The organism is Ensifer sp. YR511 (genome assembly GCF_900103045.1).
Classification (GTDB): domain Bacteria; phylum Pseudomonadota; class Alphaproteobacteria; order Rhizobiales; family Rhizobiaceae; genus Ensifer; species Ensifer adhaerens.
In genome coordinates this window covers 39,635-61,970 of the sequence record NZ_FNGR01000037.1, presented here as the reverse complement: position 1 = coordinate 61,970, position 22,336 = coordinate 39,635, and the positions used below count along the sequence as shown (strand labels likewise).

The window sequence follows — 22,336 nt, the reverse complement described above, 5'->3', positions numbered from 1 at the left end:
CAACCCGAGCCCCGCATGCTATCGAGCATCTCTCGGACAATGGTTCGGCCTATACAGCGCGCGACACGAGGCTGTTTGCCCAGGCGCTCAATTTGACGCCCTGCTTCACGCCGGTGGCCAGCCCCCAGTCGAACGGCATGTCCGAGGCATTCGTGAAAACTCTGAAACGGGATTACATCCGCATATCGGCACTACCGGACGCCGAAACGGCGCTCCGTTTCATCGACGGATGGATCGAGGACTACAACGAAATCCATCCCCATTCCGCTCTCAGGATGGCTTCCCCACGGCAGTTCATCAGGGCTAAATCAAACTAGCCGACCTGTCCGGTGAAACGGGGAGCACTCCACGACCACCGCAGCGCAAACGCAATGCGTTTGTCGCGAGAGCCCGCAGTTTCTTTCTGATGGTGCACGAAGTCCATTGCCCACACGTCGTTCGGGCCGATCGCCATCTGCCGATCTTCCCGAAGCTTTGCCTTAACCCCGCGCTTCGGCGTCTTTTTGCGCAGCTGCTGGCCCAAGTCTCTGTAAATGCGATAGGTTCGCTTGATGCTGGTGCCCCCACCCTTCGCGTTCCAGCAGCACCTGCACACGGCGGCAGCCGTATCGCACGCGCGTTTCGCAAATCTCACGAATACGGCGTTCCAGACCGGCCTGACCAACACGACGGGAGGTGTAATGGTAGTCAATGTCGTGTGCACCGCAAACACACCGGATCGAGATCGTCCAATCCCAGCACATACCCTTGACCCACATCCCGCTTCTGAGGCCAAGGGATCCCGCCTAGCGGCAGATCTCCGTGACCGTCGCCCCTTCATCACCCCGCTTCAGGATGAACGCCTTCTGCGCGTCCGAAAACTGCGATGCCTTCATCGTCTTCCGTTCCTTTCCCAGCCAGGAAAAATCACCGTAAAACTCTAACCAAAATCGGTCCAGTTTGAAGGGTTCAGATCACGCGACGATTGCTTTAACTGGAGGGCTGATGGGTATCAGATTACTTCGACCCACCACATACAAAGCTACAGATAAATAGACAACAAAACAAACAAAGGAACGCTACAAGAGCCTATATCCTGCCACCAAAAGAGGTTTAGTGGCTTGGCGCAAAACACGGCTCCCAAAATAAGGAAAAAAGATACGTGAGCATACCAAGACGGACTACCGGATTCACACCCCAAAAAGATTTGAGATCGACCGATCAGCACCCTGCAGGAATCCAGAATAACCGCCTGCCCCTCATCGGCATCTCCGGGAACCACATGCGCAATTAATATAAACAAGGTTGTGAGATAACACGGTCTTACTCCATCTCCCTCGTATCATAGCTGATTATCGCCGATCACAAAACAAGTAGGCGATACCAACGTTCGTATTCGGTAGTTGATTCCGGTTCAGGTTAATTCGTGTCCCCTATCACAGCTGAATTCTCCCCTGCCGCCAGCCCCACTCTCGGCATGCCCGAAACCACACGCGCAATGAGATGACGTGGCATTGCTGCGCGACGCTCCGAAATGCTGCCTCCCAACGCTTATCATGCATAACAGATGGTGTGACATCAGAATTGCTGCTCATGTTCGGCGCTTCCTGGCTTGCTTGCAACACGTCACACGGATAACCCTGTTCGCTCGAAGCCCGGGCGGTTTGGCTGCACAACATCGGCCGCTTGGAATGCTGTTTTCGGCGGACAAACCTTACTATTCGATATCTCCCAGCTCACTTGCGCTATTTCTCACAAGGTTTCTGCGATGACGCGGCCTGCCTACGCACCGCCCCAATCAGCTGCGTCTGACTGTCAACAATTCATCGCAAAAGTGGGACACCATTCTAGTTACTATTGCGACCCACCTCAAAGGGCTTCGCACCATCAGCAAGCGCGTTTCAGCAGTCGTTGAATGCTCCACACACACGAGCGGTGCCTACATAAAACCAGCTATTCGCCCGCTTTCTCATCTCACCACCATAGTTCGCGATCAACCAAATATATTTGCACCGCCGCCATTGGTCCGTTTTCGCAGCTCCCCGACCAACAGCAAGCACCCCGCTCAGCATTGTTCGAACTCCCTCCTACTATTCAATCTTCCCGTTGTCATCTGAACTTCATACGGCACTTCCGCAACCATGGTTGATAGTATCGACACCACCAACCAGAGCGCCATGGCCATGAACCTCAGCCGCAAGTTCTTCAACGCTGCCCAGGCTGGGGCAACCCCCAATCTTGAAGCTTTGCTCCGCGATGGTGCCAAAGTGGATGACAGGTGCGACGGATTCACTGCGCTGATGGGCGCCGCTATCGCGGGCAAGCACGACGCAGTCCATGTACTTCTCGACAACGGAGCCGACGTCACTGCCCGCGACCCTGCCAGTCGAACCATTATCAAGCTCGCTCTCGACGGCGGCCATACTGAGCTCGCCCAAACGATCGTGCACCGCTACCCAGAGCTTCTCGTCACCGACCCCCGCCTCCCAAAGGGAGCAGCCTGGTTGCGCGAGCAATTCGCCATCGCCGCAGCTAACGTCAAGGACCCCGCCAGCAAGCCCACGTCCGCCTTGTTGGAGCGCCTCCTCTCGGGGAATCTCGGACCAGTCGAAGGTCGCGGCGTCTCCGACGTCTATTGGGAGCATATTTTCCTTCGCTACATCGGCGACATTCCTCTGGATATTCAGCGCAATTATTCGACGAACCTTGTACTGTCCCTCGTCGGCACCTTCAACGTCATTTTGCACGGCCACGAGGGTAGGTTACCCCGCTCCTTAATTGGGATCTGCTTGGCTTGCTAACGATCTCGCAGGCATTAAAGAGTCGGCTAGGCTTTTGAACAGCAAGTTGCCCACGACCCAATACGACATCGTGGGAACCGTCGTCGAGCCGGCCGGCAGTTGGGTCACGGAGCGTTGGGGCTATCATGACGTCAAGAATAACCTTCAAGTCGTCGATGGAATTGACACGTTCTTAATCGCGGGCGGGAAAATTCAGGTCAAGATGATCAACTATAATATCGAGGATAAGGCCGATACGCGCGCCATTTTTGAGGCGAAAATCGGTCTTACATCATACTAGACGTGCAGATTAGCTGAACGTAAAGCCTCATTCGACATTTCGATGTTAATTTTCAATTATCGTTATCCTATGTATAAGCTAGATATTTCTAATTGTTTTTACAATTGATACATCATTATACATTTTATTCCAATTCAGCATTTATGTTGTTTACCGAAAATAGACAATCAATAATTTGACGTACAAATGAGTACTATATACACATATTCAGATAAAGGTTAGGTATATCGAAGATTTAATCGCCTGAATCAATTTGTAAGTTCCTCAGTTATATCTAATAGGGGTGGTAATATTAGGATATATGCAAAGCTAGTTATAGGAGGCTCGAAGGCGAAGCTGTGTGACTTGCACGCCATCGGAGCACAGCAGAGATTAGCAGGCGCAGCCGAAAGCGCCGGAGATAACTACATTTGCATATATCCTGCCAACAATGGCCGACGTAGTCGGCCGAGCAGCCGTAGGAGACGCGGGAAGATTCGAGACCTTTCGTCCGTACCTTGCCGGCTTTATTCGCAGACCACCCCCGCATGAAAATCTTCAAGCGGTGATGGAAAAAACACCACGAAAGCGGCGCGCCTCCCGGCAATAATTGCGATCCGCTGACGGTCCTCAGCGCTGATCTGCCGGGGACCGTTCGAGCATTGCCGAGTAACTGCACTTCAGTGCGTCAAGAAGAATCAAAGAACACTTCCAAGGAAGGCTGAGTGACCGAAGACCCGGAGTTTTACGTAGCTTTTCGTATGACCGAGTGCTTGCACAGCTAGTGCTGCTGTTGATCGTTTACTCTCCAGAAGTGCGGGAAATTATTCCCTCGGAGGCTTGAACGTTACCGTCATTTTCTACAAAAAGCATAAGAAGTCAGCATGGTTGAAAATACAATTATCCGTCCTGCTTGCAATCAGCATTGCCTGTGCGCTAATCCGGCTAATCACTCAGAACTATTGACTACTAGAACCCTGCCCGCGATCTCGACCTGTGGCCTATGCCAAGGGCGTGACCTTGGACTTCTCACGCACGGACAATGCTTCTATCGAAGCATTCAACGGCCGCTTCCGAGCGAAATGGCTGAACCAGCATTGGTTCCTAACCCTCGCGAACGCCCGCAAACGGCTTTCTCACTCCCCTGTTCAAAAGCGTTCTGGTAGCTGCTCCTCGAACCCCATTTCACAATCCATCAGACCTCAGCAAACGCCTTTCGGATCGGATAACGCTGGCCACATCCTCAGCGATCGGAGCGATAACTTGCGGATTTAGCCAACGCTAAGATGCCCTACGGCATTAAGTGACGCCGCCGCGATCGCCTCGTCGTAACCTGCATCCGCATAACGGATGATGCCGAGCGACGTGTCGTTGGTGATCGCATGCGAAATGCGCTCCGCGGCCGCTTCCGTGCCCTCAGCCACGATAGTCACGCCGGCCGACGTCATGTATCCGGCATAGCCGCCGCCGCCCGAGTGGATGACGACGAGATCGGCCATCGATGAGCACAGCGTCATGGCATTGATCAGCGGCCAATCGGCGATGGCGTCTGATCCGTCCTTCATGTTTTCGGTCATTATGTTGGGATGCGCCATGGCACCGGCATCGAGATGGTCACGCGAAAAGGCAATCGGGCCGGCCAGTTCACCGCTTGCCACCAGTTCGTTGACGGAAAGCGCCAGCTGCGTGCGCTCGCCATGGCCGAGCCAGGCGATGCGGGCCGGTAGGCCTTCGAAGGGCACGTTTTCACGCGCCAGCCTGATCCAGTTGGTGACGATGAAATTGTCCGGGAAGAGTTCTAGCACCAGATCGTCGATACGGGCGATATCGCTCTCCGCGCCCGACAGCGCCATCCAGCGGAACGGACCGATCGCCTTGCAGAACAGCGGCCGTAGATAGGCTTCGGTGAAGATCGGGATGTCGAAGGCGTTCTCGACGCCGCCCTGTTTCGCCTGGGTGCGGATGAGATTGCCGTTGTCGAACACTTCCGCGCCCCTTTCCTGCAGGGTCAGCATGGCTCGGACATGATCGACGATCGAGGCGCGGCTGGCCGCCATCAGCTCTCCCTGGCCTTCTTTCCGCAGGCGGTGGACTTCTTCGAGGCTCATGCCCTTCGGGACATAGCCATAGACGAGGTCATGCGCCGAGGTCTGGTCGGAGACGATGTCGGGCACGATGCCGAGCCTGACGATCTGCGGATAGATTTCGGCGGCATTGCCGACGAGACCGATCGAGACGGCGCGTTTTTCCTGGACGGCCGCGTCGATCATCGACAGCGCGGTCTCAAGATCAGGGGCGACTTCGTCAAGAAAACCGATCTCCTGGCGTTTTGCCACGCGCTCCGGATCGATATCGACCACCAGGATCGCCGCACCCGCCATGCGGCCGGCAAGCGGCTGCGCGCCGCCCATGCCGCCAAGGCCAGCGGTCAGGATGAAGCGGCCGGCAAGCGAGCCGCCGAACCGCTTTTCGGCGATCCGCATGAAAATCTCGTAGGTGCCCTGGATGACGCCCTGACTGCCTATATACTGCCAAGCACCGGCGGTCAGCCCGCCCCAGCAGATCAGGCCCTTTTCTTGAAGGTCGTAATAGTATTCGGCCTTGGCCCACTGCCCGACGATGTTGCAGTTTGCCATGATGACCAGTGGCGCCCTGTCATGGGTCTTGAGGAGGCCGACCGGCTTGCCGGACTGGATGATCAGCGTCTGGTCCTCGTCCATGGTTTTCAGCACCCGGCTAATCGCATCATGGGCAGCCCAGTTGCGGGCCGCCTTGCCGAGGGCCGCATAGACGATCAGGTTTTCCGGATCTTCGCCGACCGAAAGGACGTTTTCGAGGAGTCGTAGCAAAGCCTCTTGCCGCCAGCCCTTGGCGCGCAGCTCGGAGCCGCCGGGGATCGGGAAGTTCGGATGGCGCGGATTGGGCTTGGGCATGTGATCCTCTGATTGACGAGGGCTTCGCCCTCAAGTTTGATCTTAATACTGTTGCTGCAAGAGTCCCGGATCCTCAATCACAACGGAAGAAAATGCAGGACACGAAGCACTGGCACTTCCTGTCTCACGCGAGAGGGACAAAGTGTAGGTTAAAAGGCTTGTTCCAGGACAAGTTTCATCCCAGTGCATAATCCGCAATGCTGATCCCGAGCGCCTTTTCAACGATCGGGTAGACGGACGGGTCCTTAACGCTGGACGACAGCGGAATGATCGTCCTCGGAACATGGAGCAGGAACACCGACATTCCGACCTCGATTTGGCCGACGCTAAGCGGTTCGCCGTTCGGAGACAGCGTCGAAATGACGTCAGGGAATGTTGCTAGCCGCTCACCATCCGCAACGTCCGCTGCCATATATTCGTTCATCACATGGAGGGTAACCGCCTTGTCGCCACGGCCAAGCGTGATCCTGCCGACATCGAACGCTTCCCTCGTATAGGCTACCGACTTGGCGGTAACCTCTGCCTCTGTGAGGATAGTTCCGCCGGTAGTCTTCACGATTGCGTCGATGATTGCGTGGCCACCTTTTGCGTCGGCGGTAATGATCGCTTCGCCGAGTGTCAGCGCCAAGCTGATACCGCCGAGGGCTGCATTATTACGGACGTAGGACGCCCGCAGGGGATTGCGGCACGACGCGATGAAGCCGCCGGACATATCAGAGGCGGTTCGCAGAACCGGCGAGACCTTGGCGGTGGCGCCGCGGATTACGAGTTCCACGTAGCGGTTCTCGGCACGGTTGCCGCCGACGGCGACCTGAATCATCTGTTCCGGCGAATTCGCCATGCCGATCGAGCCCATGTCGCCGGTCGGATGAGCGCGCACATCGCCGACCGCATCCAGAACCTTGGTACCAAGAATGGCGGACGGCAGCCAGCCGTTGAGTGTCGAGGATTTGCCGTTTTGGCCGATCATCAGCGCCGAGACCTGTTCTCCAAGCGCCTCCTGCAGAAGCTGCACGGCCTTCACGTAGTCGATGCCCTGCATTTCCCAGCTGGTGGTCGAAGCCGGCGCACCGATCGCGGCGGCGGTCGCGACCCAGTCGTTGTCGTCGAGCTCATCGATGGTGATCAGTTCCGGGTTGCCAATTCTTACCGCCGCATAACCCAGCAACCGGCCATGATCGGCCCAGCCGCCGCCGCCGGCGGCATAAACGGAACCGCCACGCACTGCTGCCTCGACATCCTTTTCCGTCAGAATCCGACCCATGTTCTTCCTCCTTATTCCTTGTCCAGCTTCAAGACTGTTTCGTAGAGAACCGCGGCACCAAGGGTGATATCGTCGTTTTCTGCCCACTCCTCGGCGGTGTGGCTGCGCCCTTCGCGGCAGGGAATGAAGACCATGGCGGTCGGCGCCGCGCTGTTGAGATAAGCAGCATCATGTCCGGCACCGGAGACCATGCGGCGGCTCGACAAACTGAGCCCAGCCGTGCTCTCTTCCAGAAGCGCCACGACCTTTTCCGACATAAGCGACGGCGGATTATCGGAGATCCGGCGCGGCGCGGTGATCGATACGCCGCACTTCGACACCACCTCAACGCAAAGCGTGGCGACTGCATCGCTGAATGCTTCCATAACGGCCCGATCGATCGCCCGCGCATCGATCAACATGCGCACACGCGATGGCACCACATTGGCAGCGTTCGGCTCCATGACGAACTCACCGACCGTTGCCGCGAAATGGCTCGGGCCGCGCGACAAGTCGGTCGCGGTCCGCTCGATGCCAAGCACGATATGAGACGCCGCGCTTAGCGCATCGAGGCGCAGGCCCATCGGCGTCGTGCCGGCATGGTCCGCCCTGCCCTCGACGAGAATTTCGATGCGGGCAATGCCTGAGATTGCCGTCACCACGCCGATATCGATCCTTTCATTTTCGAGGACCGGCCCCTGCTCGATATGCAGTTCGAGAAAGGCCTTGATATCGTCCCGGCTGCCGATCAACGCCGGATTGCCACCGACAGAACGTATGCCCTCCGCCAGTGTCACGCCTTCAACCTGCCGCTCCAGCCATTCAGACGGGCGAAGGCCTAGCATACCACGGCTTCCGATGCAGGAGACGCCGAAGATCGACACCTCCTCAGCGAGGAAATCGACGATTTCCAGATCGTGCTCAAGTTGGACGCCCGCGTCGTTCAGGGAGCGCGCCACTTCGAGCGCGGCAGCGACGCCTGCAATGCCGTCGAACCGGCCGCCATTCGGTACCGTGTCCGAATGGGAGCCAAGCATGATCGTGCCGTTGCCGGCTTTTCCTTTGCGAAGGCCAACCAGGTTGCCTGCGGCGTCGATCCGCGTCTCCAGGCCCGCTTCCTTGAAGCGCCGGTTGAGATAATGTCGGCCTTTCAAGAACATCGGCGTGAAGGCCCTGCGCGTCCACGGTTTGTCTGGCTCTGTGAGACCGGCCAGCCCGTCGATATCGTCCGCTATGCGGTCTGCCCTGACCTGAAGGTTGCCGGGGAGATTGCGGGTCACGCCGCAAGACCTTGCAGCGAAAGGCTGGGCAGCGGTCGGACGAATTTTCCAGTGCCGGGCTCAGCTAGAACCTTCGAACCGTCATACGCTAGTCGGCCGCGCAGATAGGTGGCGGCGACCTTGTAAGGCAACGTCATGCCGTCATAGGGCGACCAGCCAACGACGTTGTTGCCTGTCTTGGAGGCGTCGAAGACGTGGCTTTCCAGCGTCAGCACAGCGATGTCCGCATGCTTGCCGATCTCCAGCGCGCCCTTGATATGGTCGATGCGGAAATGCCGAGCCGGGTTGAGCGCCATGAGCTTCGCCGCCCAGGTAAGCGACACCCCTCGCTCCAACGCTCCCTTGACGAAGAGCGGTACCATCGCCTCCAGTCCCGGCAGGCCAGAAGCGTTGGCCAGCATGTCCCGATTGGTCTTTCGGTCCAGCGACCAGCTGACGTGGTCGGTGGAGAGAAGCGTGATATTGCCGTTCGCCAGGTGCCGCCAAAGCTTTTCCACCTCGGCGCGTGGGCGGATTGGCGGATTGCATTTGGAGCGGCCGCCGAGGCGCTTTGCACCCGTCTCCTGGTCGAGCGTCAGGTAATGGATCAGGCATTCGACCGTCGCTTGATGCCCCTGCGCCCTATAGGATGCGGCGATCTCGTAACCGCGGCCGAGCGAGCAATGCACCACATGCGCGGGGCAGCCGGTGGCGACGCCGATCTCGTAGATTTCGTTCATCGCAAGCAGCTCGGTGAGCGGCGGGCGCGACATTTCATGCGCGCGGTAGTCGGTGACGCCGGAAGCCTTCACTTTCTCCATCGCCCAGCGGACATATTCGTCGTTTTCGTTGTGCACTCCAGCGATCATTCCGGTCGGCGCGATCGCCGTGAAGCACTCAGCCATCAGCGGCGCGAAAATGCGTGGGAAGCGCTTTGGGTCCGTGCCGAAGGTGGAGAACTTGAAGGCCGCGACACCAGCCTCCACCTGCTCGAGAATCCGCTTTGACCCCTCGGCAGGATCGACCGTGCCGTAGAGCGCGAAATCGACGCGCGCCTGCGATCCGGCATGGGCAGCCTTGCTCTGCACCGCTTCAGCGGAGCAGACTAGATTGCCTTCGTCATACGGCATGTCGACGATGGTGGTGATGCCGCCGGCAGCGGCCGTGCGGGTCGACCAGATGAAGTCTTCCTGGTTTTTCTGGGAGAGCGAATGCACCTGCGCATCTATCGCGCCGGGCAGAATCAAGGCCTCGCCGAGATCGTGGCTTTCCCGCGCAGACGGCGCTTTTCCTTGGCCCACAGCCACGACTAGCCCGTCACGCACGGCGACAAAACCACGTGGTACGATGCGCTCAGCAAGTACCAGGGTTCCTTTCAAAATGAGATCAAAATCTGACATTTAATTCTTTCGGTGGCCGTCTATTAAACCCGCTCGGCAGGTCTGCCTGCTCACCAGCTGATGCCGGGCTTGTTAGTCTAAACCGTTTTCGATGTTCGAGTCAGGCCGTCTGGCTATCAGATCGTCGGGCCGGAGACTTCGGGCTCCGACCCTTACGTGACTAAGCTGAGATAGGTTAGCCTCCGCCAACCAGTCCGTACCGATTGTGGCTGGCGGCATCTTCTTGGTTTGCCCAATCATCTTCCAGTTCGATTGGAAAGACGTGTTCAACGCAAGTGTAGTCTGCGTAACCAAGGCGGGCTAGCGGCTTGATCTTAGGAATATCGAGTTTGCCGTCCTTACCTATAACGCTATCATCTATGTGGATGCCGACCACTTTCCCAACGACGATATAGTGCGATGTCCCAATCGAATCGCCGGGGAGACACATAGTCGAGTAGAACTCACACTCGAACGCAACAGGAGACTCTGCGATGCGTGGTGTCTTAATCTTCCTACTCGGCGCCGTGGTTAGTCCGACAGCATCTACTTCGCTGATATTCCGATCGTAAATCTGGGAGCTGCGGGTGACGTACTGCCGAAGTTCCCAGGTCGCCATATTGTAGACGAACTCGCCTCGCCGTTCGGCATAATCGCTGGAGTCCTTTCGCCGCCAGTCCGGGGGGTGTCGGTTTGCCGAGAACATGACATAGCCCGGGTCAAACCCGACGATATTGAACTGCGAATACGGTGCCAAGTTTATTCTCCCATCATCCATGATGGTTGATATCCAGCCGATTGGTCTTGGCACAACGCAGGATTTGAAGGGATTGTACGGTAATCCATGGTCTTTTAGGATCGGGTCAAAGAACATGCTTCGCCTCCGTCGGGACATCGTTTTTATGTTCATGGCCCAGTATTTCTTGATCGTCATGGACCGGTTTGAGGAAAAGTCCTCCAATCACCAGAGTCAGGGCAAGCACCCCGATGCAGTACCAGAGGCCAGCGTAGATGTTTCCGGAGGCGGCAATGAGTGCGAAGGCTACAGGAGAGGTAAAGCCACCGAACCAGCCGTTCCCGATGTTATAGGCCGTCGAAACTGAACTGTAACGGATCCGCGCGGGGAACATCTCGACGAGTAGCGCCGCCATTGGCCCGTATACCATGGTTGCGAGCACCATCAGCAAAGAAAGAAGGACCACAATCATAGGTTTATTAACCTGTGCTGGGTCTGCTGCGGCAGGATATCCGGCATTTTTGACTACCGCGGCGAGGCCTGCGTAGAAATCTTTCTGCTTCGAAGCGAAGTCCGCAGAAGCAAGCGACTTGCCTTCAAAGCTGGCGACCGATTGTCCGCCAACCTCAACGCGCGCTAAGGTTCCTGTCGGAGCGGCCATATTGTCATAGGGAACGCCACTACGGCTTAGGAACGCCTTGGCGGTATCGCAAGAGGATCGAAAACTTGCGCTGCTCACTGGGTTAAACTGGAAGGAGCAATCCGCGGGATCGGCTATTACGGTTACCGGCGCATTTGCCTGTGCGGCCTCAAGAGCGGGGTTACCGTAGTGAGTCAAGCCGCGAAAAATCGGACCATATCCAACAATCGCCAACGCAAGGCCCGTTAAGATGACTTTCTTTCGGCTGACATGATCCGACAGAGCTCCGAACAAGACGAATAGAGGTGCCGTAACAGCTAGGGCGACTGCCAAGAGGATGTTGGCAGTTGAAAAATCAAGTTTTAATGTTTGTGTAAGAAAGAAGAACGAGTACGTCATCCCCACGTTAATAACAATTGCTTGGCCAGCAGCGAGGCCAAACAGTGCCACCAGAAGGATCTTTAGATTGCGCCATTGGAAGAACATTTCTTTCAATGGCTCACGGGAGACCTCACCTTTGCGCTGCATAGCCAAGAATACGGGGGACTCATGTAGAGTCGTGCGAATCCAGACCGAAATAAGCAGCAGAATGATTGATAATAGGAAAGGTATTCGCCATCCCCAGTCGGCAAAATCCTGCATCCCAACGACCGCCTGCGTCAGGACGATGACCATCATCCCTAGCAATTGGCCTAATGGGCTAGTTATCTGAATCCAGCTTGTATAGAACCCGCGACTACGGGGCGGCGAATGTTCAGCAACATAGATTGCAGCGCCACCGTATTCACCACCAAGAGCAAAACCTTGCAGAAGTCGCAGGCCGACAAGTAGAAACGCGGCAGAAACTCCCCATGTGGCATACCCGGGGAGCAAGCCTATGCAAAACGTCGCCCCACCCATCAAGCTAATGGTTACGAGAAAGGTCCGCTTGCGACCCCAGATGTCGCCAAGGCGTCCAAAAATGACCGCGCCTAGAGGCCGAATAGCTGTTCCCGCCGCAAACGATAGCAACGTCACAATAAATGCGGCGGTCTCGTTGACGCCCGCAAAGAATTGCCTCGCAAGAACCGACGCTAAAAGCGCATAAATAAAGAAGTCATACCATTCAAAAACAGTGCCGAGTGATGCCCCAACAATTACTTTGCGTAGATTAGTTTGGGAGCTTTCAGAAGCCGTTCTAGTCCAAGTCATGTCCCCATCCTTGCTTTTTGTTTGCCTCAACTCACTTTACCCAGAGGCACCCAATCTGTAAGCTCATTAATTCCGAAACTATGCACAAGCGGAACCGAACAATTGCCTCGGATTGGATAGCTCGCTTGGCCCTTATCGGGGAATATTTGTGCTCGAATTCAAGCTACTTCACTATTTCGATGCAGCGTTTCGCGCGCAGAGCTATCACGCGGCAGCAGGCGAACTTGGCATTGCGATTTCTACTCTCAGCGAAAGCATGAGCTCCCTCGAAGACGAGCTGGGTATCACTCTTTTCGAACGGTCAGGAAGAGGGTTGCAAGCCACTGAAATCGCCCCCTGGGTGTTTCGGGAAGCGTTTGGCATTTTGAGCGCTGAGTGGTTTGCAGCGAACTACGCAAGATATGGCAAAGCGCCACTGCGCACTGTCTTACTTCGTCTTGACCAATGCCTTGCCGGCGGAAAGCTATCACATGCCGTCGCACATTCCATTAGGGCCGTTGCTACTGTGGTTCCAGAAGTGTTTTTTGTCGTCGAATGGACAGGCGGGCAACCGAAACCTCGACCCAAAGATATATCTCAAGCCAACATAGTGATCCAAAACTCAGTTGAAATCTATTACGCCGACCGAGATGGGCCAACTTGTCATAGTAATCTAAGTCAAGTGATTGGAAGTGACACACTTGTTCTGCTGGGCCCCACGCCACTTGCCCCCGTCTCCATCACAGCTCAGGAAACATTTCGGGTTCACGACATTCCAGGACTGTCCTCTCGATACCTCGCAAAAAAGCTCAATCGTCGCAGCGACATAAATCACGCGCGACCGCTCGGTCAGGGCATATTGGAAAGTTTAAACCAGTTTCAAACGGACGTTTTCTGTCCGCCAATAATCGTTCCGGCGGAGTACCTTGCTGGTCGCTTCCTCCACTCTCGGGCGTCCGCGAAAGATCTTACGCCTCCGGTAGACCTAGACATCATCGCAACGACAAACCTCGACGACCCGGCCTGCAAAATGTTCGTGAGCAAGCTGAAGGAGGCTCTATCTTCGGACAAGCTATCTTCCACCCCCCCTCCGTCTGTAACAGCGAGGCAGCTTACTTACTTCAGACTTTTAAATGAGAATGGCTCGATCAAAGCCAGCGCGAGCATCGCTGGCATAGCTCCGACAGCTATCACCGCTCAACTTTCAGATTTGCAAAAGAGAATAGACGCTCCGCTCCTCGAACGGCGAGCGAACGGTCTTCAACTTACCGAAGCGGGCCGCAGATTCAGCGACGCAGCCGAGTTGATCCATCACTCGCACCGTAAGCTTGTTCTACATCGCCCGCGAGGCATCAATATACGAAAAGGACGCGTCGAGCTGGGAATCCTTCCGGCGGTAGGGCCGAACAGTTTTTTAATTTCAAAGGTCGCGCAAGCAGTAGAAGCTTGGCGACAATTCTTTCCTGACCAGCAATTGCGGATATCGGAAGAACCAAATGACGCCCTTCGAGCGCGAATTCGTCGAGGCAGTTTACATCTAGCGATAGTAGCCATTAAGTCACGTGATTTGCCGAGATTTGACGTTGGGTCATGGGAAAAATTGGCGCTGGTATATAGACGAGACTCTGGCCTTGCTCGTCCTGAGCTCCCGCTTAACTATGATGATTTAAGCTTCATACCTCTCGTTTTGCCAACGAGGCGATTTGGCCTGAGGCAACTTGTCGAAGCAGCAGGGCTGGGCCGGAAAACGTTTCTGCATCCTGTAGTGGAAGTCGAATCGCTCTCTATGTGTATCGCCATGGTGCGGACGGGGAAGTTAGCGACGATACTGCCGCCTTCCGATGTTGAAGGAGAAGCAGGAGACCTTTGCTCTAGCATTATTGAAAATCCGTCGATAGTTCGGAATATACAGGTCATTTACTCGTCGGACCGACAGCTAACTATTGAGGAGCGTGAACTAGTCGCACTGTTGAAGCATCATCTAAGAGGCTGATTTTTGATTAGCGATGGAAGCATTGTTTGTGGGCGGTGCGCGCGGCGCAGAGGCTTTCGCTGTGCTCGCATCGCTCGGCAACACGGCAAAGCTTAACGGGCGTGGATTCTGAAGTCTCACGGTTCTCATCATCGGCCCGAGGTTATCGACCCATGTCAGTGGATCCCGGAGGTCCTGAAGCTGGCAATGAATCGGCGAGCCTCGCCGAAAAGCCGAAAGACCACCAGCCCAAGTTCACCGGGATCTATGATCTAACCTTCGATGCCATGGACTGGGAAATCTGCTTTCTGATAGGAACCGGCTTCGCCCCCAAGCTCTAGTGGCTCGTCATTCGCGGCCATGCCGTCACCGGCGATATCATCGCGCCTATCCGCAAACTCAGCGAGAGGAAAGGGCCAGGTCCACCCACCCGCGACGATGCTGCTGCCGTCGCCAAAGCGCGCAAAGCAGAAGTTCTGAAACAACCGACGGCTCCTCGCGCATCAACAGACTAATGCCGTGGGCTGCGCGTCTCTATGGTGAGCGTCGGAGCGCTTTTTTTTGCTCGAGGCGTTGGTGTTAGTAAGCGGTTGCACTTGCCTCGTCGGCCTTGCTGGTTCATGAGAAACTCGCGGATTCCGCCATGCCATGTTCGTATGTCGGCGAGAAGCTCCTGGAGTCCCCCTACGCCATCGTCGTGCTGATCAAGGCTGGGCGAGACCGTCCGACCTGTGCAGCGCTAGATGCACTCGGCCTGGATCTCGCCGTCCCAACCTTGGCGCGGGACGGCGCTCGACTCTCGTCGGAATCTCAATCTGGCCCATGAAGTCACCCTTGGCTACGCTCCTAGCTACCGATATTAACAACGTAAGTTCAGGGCATCGGCCAAATCTCAAAGGCTGCTCCGGGTCGCGCACTGGTCGCCATGCCCGCTGAGTGCTCTTCGTCAAGATAGGTCCATCAATAGGAGTTTAATCAGCGGCTCGGAAATTCTCGAACAACGCCGGCAACGGAATCAATCAAATCTCGGGATCATCATCTTCCGCAATCTTGCGCAGAAGGAACAAAAGCGCCACGCGCTCAGCCGGATTAAGGCGCCGCATGGTCTTTTCACTGATAACGTGGCCCTGCGGATACATTTGCTCAACCACCGCTTTGCCCTTAGGCAAAAGCGAAATCACCACTTTGCGGCCATCGGCCTCATCTCTGGAGAGATCGATCAAACCGCGCGCTTTCAGCCTTTCAACGATGCCGCGGATCGTTGCCTGATCGACCGAGGTCGCCTTGACAAGCTCGACCTGCGAACTCGGACCAAGGTCATGCAGGGCACAGAGCGTCACGAATTGGACCGACGTCAGGTCGGGATCACTGGCATTGCTCTGGAAGATCGCGAGATGCCGCTGATAAGCCTTTCGCAGCAGATGTCCAACCTGCTCGGTGACAAGATAATGCTCCGGCCACCTCTCTTCCATCGTGTCTTTGTCGTCAGTCATGGTTGTGACGCTCGCTCTCACTTCAGGTCCTTATTCCTCCAAAACGCTGCAAATCGCAAGCAGGTCGATCTGCAATGTCCGGTCGGCATGAGCGGCGTCCAGCTAGGGCGACGTCTCGCGGCACGCTGCTGACGCGCCGCGAGATAGCAGTCGGCTTACTCGAGGACACGATCTTTCGATTCCGCGTTGATGAGCCAGACGCTGAAGGCGGCGACAACCAGCAGGCCGGAAATCACTCCTAAAGCAAGGCCGAAGTTCGACGTCATCAAAGGTGCCACGATCGAAGGTGCCAGGAGACCGCCGAAACGCGCGACCGACCCGGCCATGCCCATCCCGCTCGCCCGAAGCGTCGTCGGGTAAATCTCGGGCGTGAAGGCGTAGATCGCACCCCATGTGCCGAGCAGCGCGAAGCTGAGCAGCAAAGTCGCTGCCACCACGATCTCTGCCGTCTGCCCCAGCCCGTAGGCGAGCGTTCCGATGGCGCTGAGCAGCAGGAAGCCGATCAATGTGGGTTTTCTCCCCCATTTCTCGACACCATAGGCAGCAAGCGCATAGCCCGGAAGCTGGGCGATCGCCAGAATGACGAGAAAGACCTGGCCACGGACGAAACCGAAACCATCGGCCGCGAGCTTCACCGGCAGATAGACGAACACACCGTAGTAGGACACCGAAATCAGCATCCAGGCGAGCATCAGGAAAATCGTCCGGCGGCGCAGATCGCCGGAAAAAAGTGCACCGATGGACTTCTTTTGCGGCTTCTGCGGCATGAGCGGCGGAATTTCAACTTTCGTGCCGTTCGCGCTGGCAACCCTTTGCAGCACCTGCCTCGCCTGATCGGAACGGCCCTGCTGATTGAGATAGAGAGGCGATTCAGGAACGTAGAAGCGCAGCAGGACGCCGATGAGGGCCGGAAGGCCGGTCACGAAGAAGATCGTTCTCCATGCTTCGCCGCCTTGTGTTCCGGCAACGAGCGCCAGCAGGGCGAGTGCTACCGTGCCGATCGCCCAGAAGCCTTCGAGCAGAACCAGCCAGCGGCCGCGCCGGTCGGACGGAAGGAATTCCGCCATCATCGCATAATCCACCGGAAGCGTTCCGCCGACGCCGAGGCCCGTTAGGAAACGCGCCACTAGGAGCCATTGAAGATCCGGCGCGAAAGCGGAGGCAACCCCACATATCGCATCCAGGATGATGGCGATGAACAGCACAGGCCTGCGACCGATCCGGTCAGCGAGCCGTCCGAAGACGAACGCGCCGATCAGCATTCCGAAAAAAAACAGCGTGCCGGTCTGCAGGGCCTGCGGTACGGTGATGCCGAAACTCTTAGCGATCGACGGTGCGCTAAAGCCGATCGCTAAAACCTGCATGGCATCAGCGGCCCAGACAAGGCCGAAAATGATGAATAGCCGCTTCTGAAAACGGCCAACGCCGGCCGCTCTGATGCCTTCTTCAACTGTAATTGGTTTCTGCATAGTACCCCTCTTTTTTAAAACATGCGGGTCGCTGTTGCTCGAAAGTGGTGGTCTTTGCCACCTTGTATCTCTCGACAGCGAGCGCGCGGGTTTGACACGCCCCGACCGCAATTACGGCGACCGGAGCTATTGAAGTTTCTTCGTCTCCCAGAATATGATCCGGCCGGAGCCGAAGGCTCAGCCGAACTTGTACTGCATTTCCTTGACGGCGATGTCACCGTCAAGAACCATCGGCTCGTCATCCAGAAACAGCGAGCAATTGCGCATCGGAATGTCCAGGTGGCAAGCCGTGTCGTTCGGTCCGCCCAGCTCGTTGTTCGGGCCAGTCGAGAACATGACGTTGCCGTAGAACGAGCGGGCTTCCATGCCCATGCCTCCCGGGAATTCGCCGGGCACCATACGATGCCACTTGGCGTTCTGATTGAGGCCCCAGCCGACATGGCTCATACCCATACCGCGTGGATCCTTGAAACCGTCCATGTAGGATTTGACCAGCTCGGCGTCGAGGCCACCGCGAATGTCGGTAATCCAACCGTTTTCGATCGTATAGAAAATCGGGTCGCGCACGTAGATGTTCTGGGGCAGCAGGATATCGCCGGGAGCAACGACGATCGTACCGTCAACACCGTCATCATCCCCACCGGTGAACACGAAGCCGGATGGCCAGTGATCCCACCGGCCCGGCTCGTCGGTGCACGCATATTCGGTGATGGCGGGATAAGTGTTGAGCTTGTAGGTCACGTCAGTACCATGCGCCGAGGTGATCCGCATTACCTTGGCCTTGGAGAGCAGATCACCGGCAAATTCGACGCGCTCGCGCAGTTCTTTTGTCGGCAGCATGCGGGCGAGCAGCTCCGGCGGTTCCACTGCGGTCAGAATACGCGTGCCGGATGCCTGGATCGCCATCTGTTCCGGGCTGAAGAGCAGAAAGATGCAATCGATCAACATGTCGGCGGCCTTCAAGGCCTCCACCGCTTCCGGCATGGCTGCAAGGCCCGTCTGGCCGACCGCCCATGCACCGGCCGGCGGCACCGGCGGCAAACGCATGTGATACATCTTGGCGCCAAGGCGCATGCCCGCCGCCATGAAGGCATCGGCATAATCGAGGCGCTCGTTGCCCTGGGTCAGGACGATAAGTTTTTCGCCCTCGTGGACGCCCGACATCTTCAACTGATGCAGGCATATTTCCGTGAAGCTGAAGTGATCCATGCTTGTTCCCTTTATTGATTCAAGGCGTGGGTGTTTTGTCCCGTTACGGACAGCCGATCTTGACCTTGGCGATTTCGGCGATCGCTTCTTCCTTTAAGACGACATCGCCATATTTGCTGTCGATGTCGAAGAGGTTGGCATTGTGCGGGTCGGGATGCCGGTCGCCAACGCAATCACGCACGACGATGGGCCGGAACCCGTATTGAACCGCATCGACGGCACTTGCACGGATGCAGCCGCTGGTCGAGCAGCCCGCTATGATTACCGTGTCGATGCCCTGCGCGTGCAGATGCGACGCCAGGCTGGTGCCGAAGAATGCGCTGGCATATTGCTTGACGATAACGAGCTCACCCTGTTCGGGCTGCACCTCATCGCAGAACTCGGCCAGTACATTGCCCTCGACCATCGCCTTCATGACCGGCGACTTTTTCACCCACATGCCGCCATCAGCGCAGTTTTCCGCCAAATAGAGAATGCGGGTATGGATGACGGGAATGCCGGCGGCGCGGGCGGCATTGATCAATTCGGGCGTCTGCGCGACCGCATCGACCACGCCGGGTGCGTAGAGAGGCGCCCCCTCGATCGTATAGGCTTTCAGGAAATCGACAACGAGGAGAGCCGGACTTTGACCGAACCCGATCCGGTTGCCCCATACCCCCTGATAGTTCGTTTCCGCGCTTTGCATCATCGTCTCCCTAGTAGGCCCCGGACAGAAGCGCACCGGCACCCGGCGCGACCGCTTCCAGACCGAGCGATTTCAGCATGCAGTAAGTCGTGGCGACTGCGGCCGTCAGAACCGGCTTACCCGTCATGGCCTCAACCTTGGCAATGACCGGCAAAGACGGCATCTGCACACAGGCCGAGAGCACGATCACATCGACATCGGTGAGGTCGAGCGCTTGCACGATAGCGGGCAGGTTTTCCGGATCATGACGCGCGACGTCGAGATTGTCGGGAATTTCGAGCGCCCGCCAATCCACGACCTCGAAACCTTCTTCGCGGATATAATCGACGACGAGTTCGGTGAGCGGCTTCATATAGGGTGCCACCACAGCGATCTTTTTCGCCTTCATGACCTTCAGCCCTTCGATCAGGGCGCCGGCGCTCGTGACGACCGGGATATCCGTTCCGTTTTCTTGTGTGCGGCCGGTCAGGCGCTTTTCCGACTGGCGATGGTAGCCGAGCCCCATGGCCATGATCGCAACCAGGCAGGCGTAACCCAGCACATCGACACGGGCATCGGAGAGTTCGATGGCGCAACGGTCGGATTCCGCATCCATCGCCGCCAGTTCTTCCTTGACCACCTTCTTCATGCGCATGCGGCTGGAATGGAAGGTGAAGCGTTCCGGGCGGATGGATTGCCGCGCCGTCAGCATGGCCGGGATTTCGGTTTCCATGGTGGTGTTGGAACTGGGTACGATCTGGCCGATACGGTAATATTTCTGCACGGGATGACATCCTCTGCTTCGCGAACAATGGTAAAAGGAAACAGCGGCGGAACACCTGAACCGCCGCTGCCGGTCAACGGGAGAGAAAGTCTCCAAGGGCTGCGAAGAACCCGTCAAAATCATCCCAGGGGATCATGTGTCCAGCGTTAGGCACCCGGACGATCTCCAGTTTCGGATAAAGCGAGAGCGCTTCGTCTTCATCCGCTTGCCCGATCACACCGCCACGGCCTGCCACCATCAACAGGGCGGGTTGCGTCAGCTTCGGCAGATCCGGAAAGATATCGTCGTTATGAAAATCCTCGAACGCGGTGACGATGGCGGGCTCGTAGCAGGTGTGAAGCCATTCGGCCCGCAACTTGAGCTGCTCGTCCGACCATGTCGGGCAAAATGCCTTCATGCCTTCCGCGTCGATGCCTTTCAGCGCGAGCCGGATACTGTCGACATACCATGGCAACTTGCTCGGATAGTCCCGGCGGCCTGGGCCGGAAACGGGCGGATCGATCAGTGCCAGGCGCGAAAAGGCAGACGGAGCAGAGACCGCCGCGCGAACTGCAATCCGCGCACCCATGGAGTGACCGAGCAGTGCCGGCCTAGAAAGCCCGCGCGCCGATGCGAAGCCGACGACATCGGCGGCCATGTCATCCAGACCGTAATCGAGATCCGGCCCGGTCGAAGACAGGCCGCGTCCGCGTACGTCGAGCACGTAGACGTCGTATCGCTCGGCCAGCCGCTCGGCGACGAAACCCCAGGTGATTGCCGGGCTCGTGATGCCCGGGATCAGGATGACGACAGGACCTTTACCGCCATAACGCAGATAGTGCTGGCGGATGCCGTTGGCAAAAACATTCGCCCCGTACAACGCTTTCCCGCTCATGCCGCGTTCTCGCTCTTTAGAGGCTCGGCATAGATGTCGTAGCCATAGACCCAGGACGGATCTTCCTGGTCGAGCAGGAAGGTATTGGCATTGGAAATGGCCTGCACACGCGTTGCCCGATCGCGGCGGTTGGCTTCGTAAAGCTGGAAGGCCGTGTGGAAATCACTGATACCCGTTTCCTTGAGGCAGCGAGTCAGCATGGCGGCATCTTCGATTGCCATTGCAGCACCCTGCGCCATATGCGGCTTCATCGGGTGACAGGCATCGCCGAGAAGCACCAGGCGGCCCTTGCTCCACAGTGGCAGCGGATTGCGGTTGAACAGCGGCCACTTGGTCACCGTGTCGGTGCTTTCGATCAACGCCTGAATGATTGGGTGGTATCCCTCGAAGGCAGAAGCCATCTCCTCGCGGCTGCTGTCGACAAACGCCGAGTCGAATTCCCAGGCCGGATGCGGAACGCCCGTGACATAATAGTATTCGTCACGACTTGCCGTCGTGTAATAGACCATCATATGCCGGTCCGCCCCCCACCACTTGACGCAGTCTTCAAAAGTGAGATCGAATTTCTTCAGCTTGTCGGAGGAAATCAGCGCGCGATGGCCGACCCAGCCGCTGTAATTCGGCTTCTCCTCGCCCAGCAGCGTTTCGCGCACCCGGGAGTTGATGCCGTCGGCGCCGATGACGATATCGGCGCGAACCGACGCTCCGTCTTCGAACTCGATCCGTACATCGGTGCCATCGTCCTCGACGCGCGCCAGCTTCTTGCCGAAATGCAGCGTCCCCGGCTGAAGCGCGTCACACTGGATCGCCTGCAAATCCCCGCGATGAACGGTGCAATAGGTCGCGCCGTAGCCTTCTAGTAGAATCCGCGAACGATAGTCACCTGTGATGCCGTCACGGCTGAACCAATGGGTCGGAGTGCTGCTGATATCGATGACCTTCCTGTCGACGCCGATGCGCTCGAAAATCTTTAGGACATTCGGCCCCATGTGAATGCCCGCACCAAGGCGCGAGAAGCTGGGCGCCTGTTCATATACATTCACGTCAAAACCGGCGCGCTGAAGCAGAGCACCGGCAACGGCGCCGCCGAGGCCTGCGCCGATAATCGCAATCGTTTCTTTTTCCCTGGACATGGCGACCCCTTTAGACCGTCTTCTGACGTGTTGTTCTCGCAATTGGAAGCGTATCATAATTTGTAGTGTATACGCTTTAAATAGCAAGTGCCTCACGTCGATTTTTATCGGATTGGCGCTTTTCAGACCAGAACCTGTCGAGTTCCCCGCTGTTTGCAACGGCAGATTTCGACTTGCCAGCTTGCGGTATGCAGCGTATACGCTTTTTATATAATAATAAGGGGCAGTTGATGCGTGATGTCGGTGACAGTCGCATCGTTATGATTTGCAGGTACCTGCGGGGAGCCTGCGGCATAGCGATCCATCTGATAACAAAAGGCATGGGCTTGATCGTTGTCG

Annotated in this window: 17 protein-coding genes and 3 pseudogenes; 6 read left to right on the top strand and 14 right to left on the bottom strand. The window is 56.9% G+C overall.

Going from position 1 to position 22,336, the window contains the following annotated elements:
• Positions 1 to 317 (top strand): integrase core domain-containing protein (locus BLU15_RS33470; RefSeq protein ID WP_143034316.1); only part of this gene is annotated, 317 nt, incomplete at its 5' end.
• Between the two features lie 77 nt (positions 318 to 394).
• On the opposite strand, the pseudogene BLU15_RS33465 reads toward BLU15_RS33470, so the two are convergent.
• A pseudogene (locus BLU15_RS33465) lies at positions 395 to 875 on the bottom strand (IS3 family transposase); the annotation flags it as partial.
• A 1,245-nt stretch (positions 876 to 2,120) separates the two neighbouring features.
• Here BLU15_RS33465 and BLU15_RS33460 point away from each other — a divergent pair.
• The 3 genes and pseudogenes from BLU15_RS33460 to BLU15_RS33450 form a co-directional block, all read left to right on the top strand.
• Complete coding sequence (locus BLU15_RS33460; protein WP_090301375.1) at positions 2,121 to 2,780, top strand: ankyrin repeat domain-containing protein; 660 nt, start codon at positions 2,121 to 2,123, stop codon at positions 2,778 to 2,780.
• Between the two features lie 34 nt (positions 2,781 to 2,814).
• Positions 2,815 to 3,060: a hypothetical protein gene (locus tag BLU15_RS33455; protein WP_176960438.1), complete on the top strand. Its 246-nt coding sequence runs from the start codon at positions 2,815 to 2,817 to the stop codon at positions 3,058 to 3,060.
• Positions 3,061 to 4,018: 958 nt separating this feature from the next.
• Positions 4,019 to 4,173, top strand: a pseudogene (locus BLU15_RS33450) (integrase core domain-containing protein); the annotation flags it as partial.
• Between the two features lie 137 nt (positions 4,174 to 4,310).
• Here the strand turns inward: BLU15_RS33450 and BLU15_RS33445 are convergent.
• From BLU15_RS33445 to BLU15_RS33420, 6 genes are all read right to left on the bottom strand, one after another.
• Complete coding sequence (locus BLU15_RS33445) at positions 4,311 to 5,972, bottom strand: urocanate hydratase (protein WP_090301372.1); 1,662 nt, start codon at positions 5,970 to 5,972, stop codon at positions 4,311 to 4,313.
• 175 nt (positions 5,973 to 6,147) lie between these two features.
• Positions 6,148 to 7,236, bottom strand: coding sequence for a DUF917 domain-containing protein (locus BLU15_RS33440; RefSeq protein ID WP_090301370.1), 1,089 nt, complete (start codon positions 7,234 to 7,236; stop codon positions 6,148 to 6,150).
• A gap of 11 nt (positions 7,237 to 7,247) precedes the next feature.
• Complete coding sequence (locus tag BLU15_RS33435; protein WP_090301369.1) at positions 7,248 to 8,495, bottom strand: Zn-dependent hydrolase; 1,248 nt, start codon at positions 8,493 to 8,495, stop codon at positions 7,248 to 7,250.
• A complete protein-coding gene (locus tag BLU15_RS33430) occupies positions 8,492 to 9,874 on the bottom strand; it encodes a dihydroorotase (RefSeq protein WP_090301367.1) in 1,383 nt (460 codons plus the stop codon). The genes BLU15_RS33435 and BLU15_RS33430 overlap by 4 nt, the downstream gene beginning before the upstream one ends.
• A gap of 175 nt (positions 9,875 to 10,049) precedes the next feature.
• Positions 10,050 to 10,727, bottom strand: a complete 678-nt coding sequence (locus BLU15_RS33425; RefSeq protein WP_090301365.1) for a flavin reductase family protein — start codon at positions 10,725 to 10,727, stop codon at positions 10,050 to 10,052.
• Positions 10,717 to 12,420, bottom strand: coding sequence for an MFS transporter (locus tag BLU15_RS33420; protein ID WP_090301363.1), 1,704 nt, complete (start codon positions 12,418 to 12,420; stop codon positions 10,717 to 10,719). Before BLU15_RS33420 ends, BLU15_RS33425 begins: the two co-directional genes overlap by 11 nt.
• A 148-nt stretch (positions 12,421 to 12,568) precedes the next feature.
• Here BLU15_RS33420 and BLU15_RS33415 point away from each other — a divergent pair, with 148 nt between their 5' ends.
• Together BLU15_RS33415 and BLU15_RS33410 are read left to right on the top strand one after the other, a co-directional pair.
• Positions 12,569 to 14,392 carry a LysR family transcriptional regulator gene (locus tag BLU15_RS33415; protein WP_176960437.1) on the top strand — a complete coding sequence of 608 codons (1,824 nt, stop codon included), beginning with the start codon at positions 12,569 to 12,571 and terminating at the stop codon, positions 14,390 to 14,392.
• A gap of 115 nt (positions 14,393 to 14,507) precedes the next feature.
• Positions 14,508 to 14,886, top strand: a pseudogene (locus BLU15_RS33410) (hypothetical protein); the annotation flags it as partial.
• 504 nt (positions 14,887 to 15,390) lie between these two features.
• On the opposite strand, the gene BLU15_RS33405 reads toward BLU15_RS33410, so the two are convergent.
• The 7 genes from BLU15_RS33405 to BLU15_RS33375 form a co-directional block, all read right to left on the bottom strand.
• Positions 15,391 to 15,864 carry a MarR family winged helix-turn-helix transcriptional regulator gene (locus BLU15_RS33405; RefSeq protein ID WP_090301361.1) on the bottom strand — a complete coding sequence of 158 codons (474 nt, stop codon included), beginning with the start codon at positions 15,862 to 15,864 and terminating at the stop codon, positions 15,391 to 15,393.
• A gap of 155 nt (positions 15,865 to 16,019) precedes the next feature.
• Entirely contained in the window at positions 16,020 to 17,333 is a 1,314-nt protein-coding gene (locus tag BLU15_RS33400; protein WP_090301359.1) for an MFS transporter, read from the bottom strand.
• Between the two features lie 177 nt (positions 17,334 to 17,510).
• Positions 17,511 to 18,542 carry a 2,5-dihydroxypyridine 5,6-dioxygenase NicX family protein gene (locus BLU15_RS33395; RefSeq protein WP_090301358.1) on the bottom strand — a complete coding sequence of 344 codons (1,032 nt, stop codon included), beginning with the start codon at positions 18,540 to 18,542 and terminating at the stop codon, positions 17,511 to 17,513.
• Between the two features lie 43 nt (positions 18,543 to 18,585).
• A complete protein-coding gene (locus BLU15_RS33390) occupies positions 18,586 to 19,227 on the bottom strand; it encodes an N-carbamoylsarcosine amidohydrolase (RefSeq protein ID WP_090301356.1) in 642 nt (213 codons plus the stop codon).
• Positions 19,228 to 19,237: 10 nt separating this feature from the next.
• Positions 19,238 to 19,990: a maleate cis-trans isomerase family protein gene (locus BLU15_RS33385; protein WP_090301354.1), complete on the bottom strand. Its 753-nt coding sequence runs from the start codon at positions 19,988 to 19,990 to the stop codon at positions 19,238 to 19,240.
• A gap of 73 nt (positions 19,991 to 20,063) precedes the next feature.
• Positions 20,064 to 20,864 (bottom strand): alpha/beta fold hydrolase, encoded by an 801-nt coding sequence (locus BLU15_RS33380; protein ID WP_090301352.1) that lies wholly within the window; start codon positions 20,862 to 20,864, stop codon positions 20,064 to 20,066.
• Complete coding sequence (locus BLU15_RS33375) at positions 20,861 to 21,997, bottom strand: FAD-dependent monooxygenase (protein WP_090301350.1); 1,137 nt, start codon at positions 21,995 to 21,997, stop codon at positions 20,861 to 20,863. Before BLU15_RS33375 ends, BLU15_RS33380 begins: the two co-directional genes overlap by 4 nt.
• Between the last annotated feature and the right edge of the window lie 339 nt (positions 21,998 to 22,336).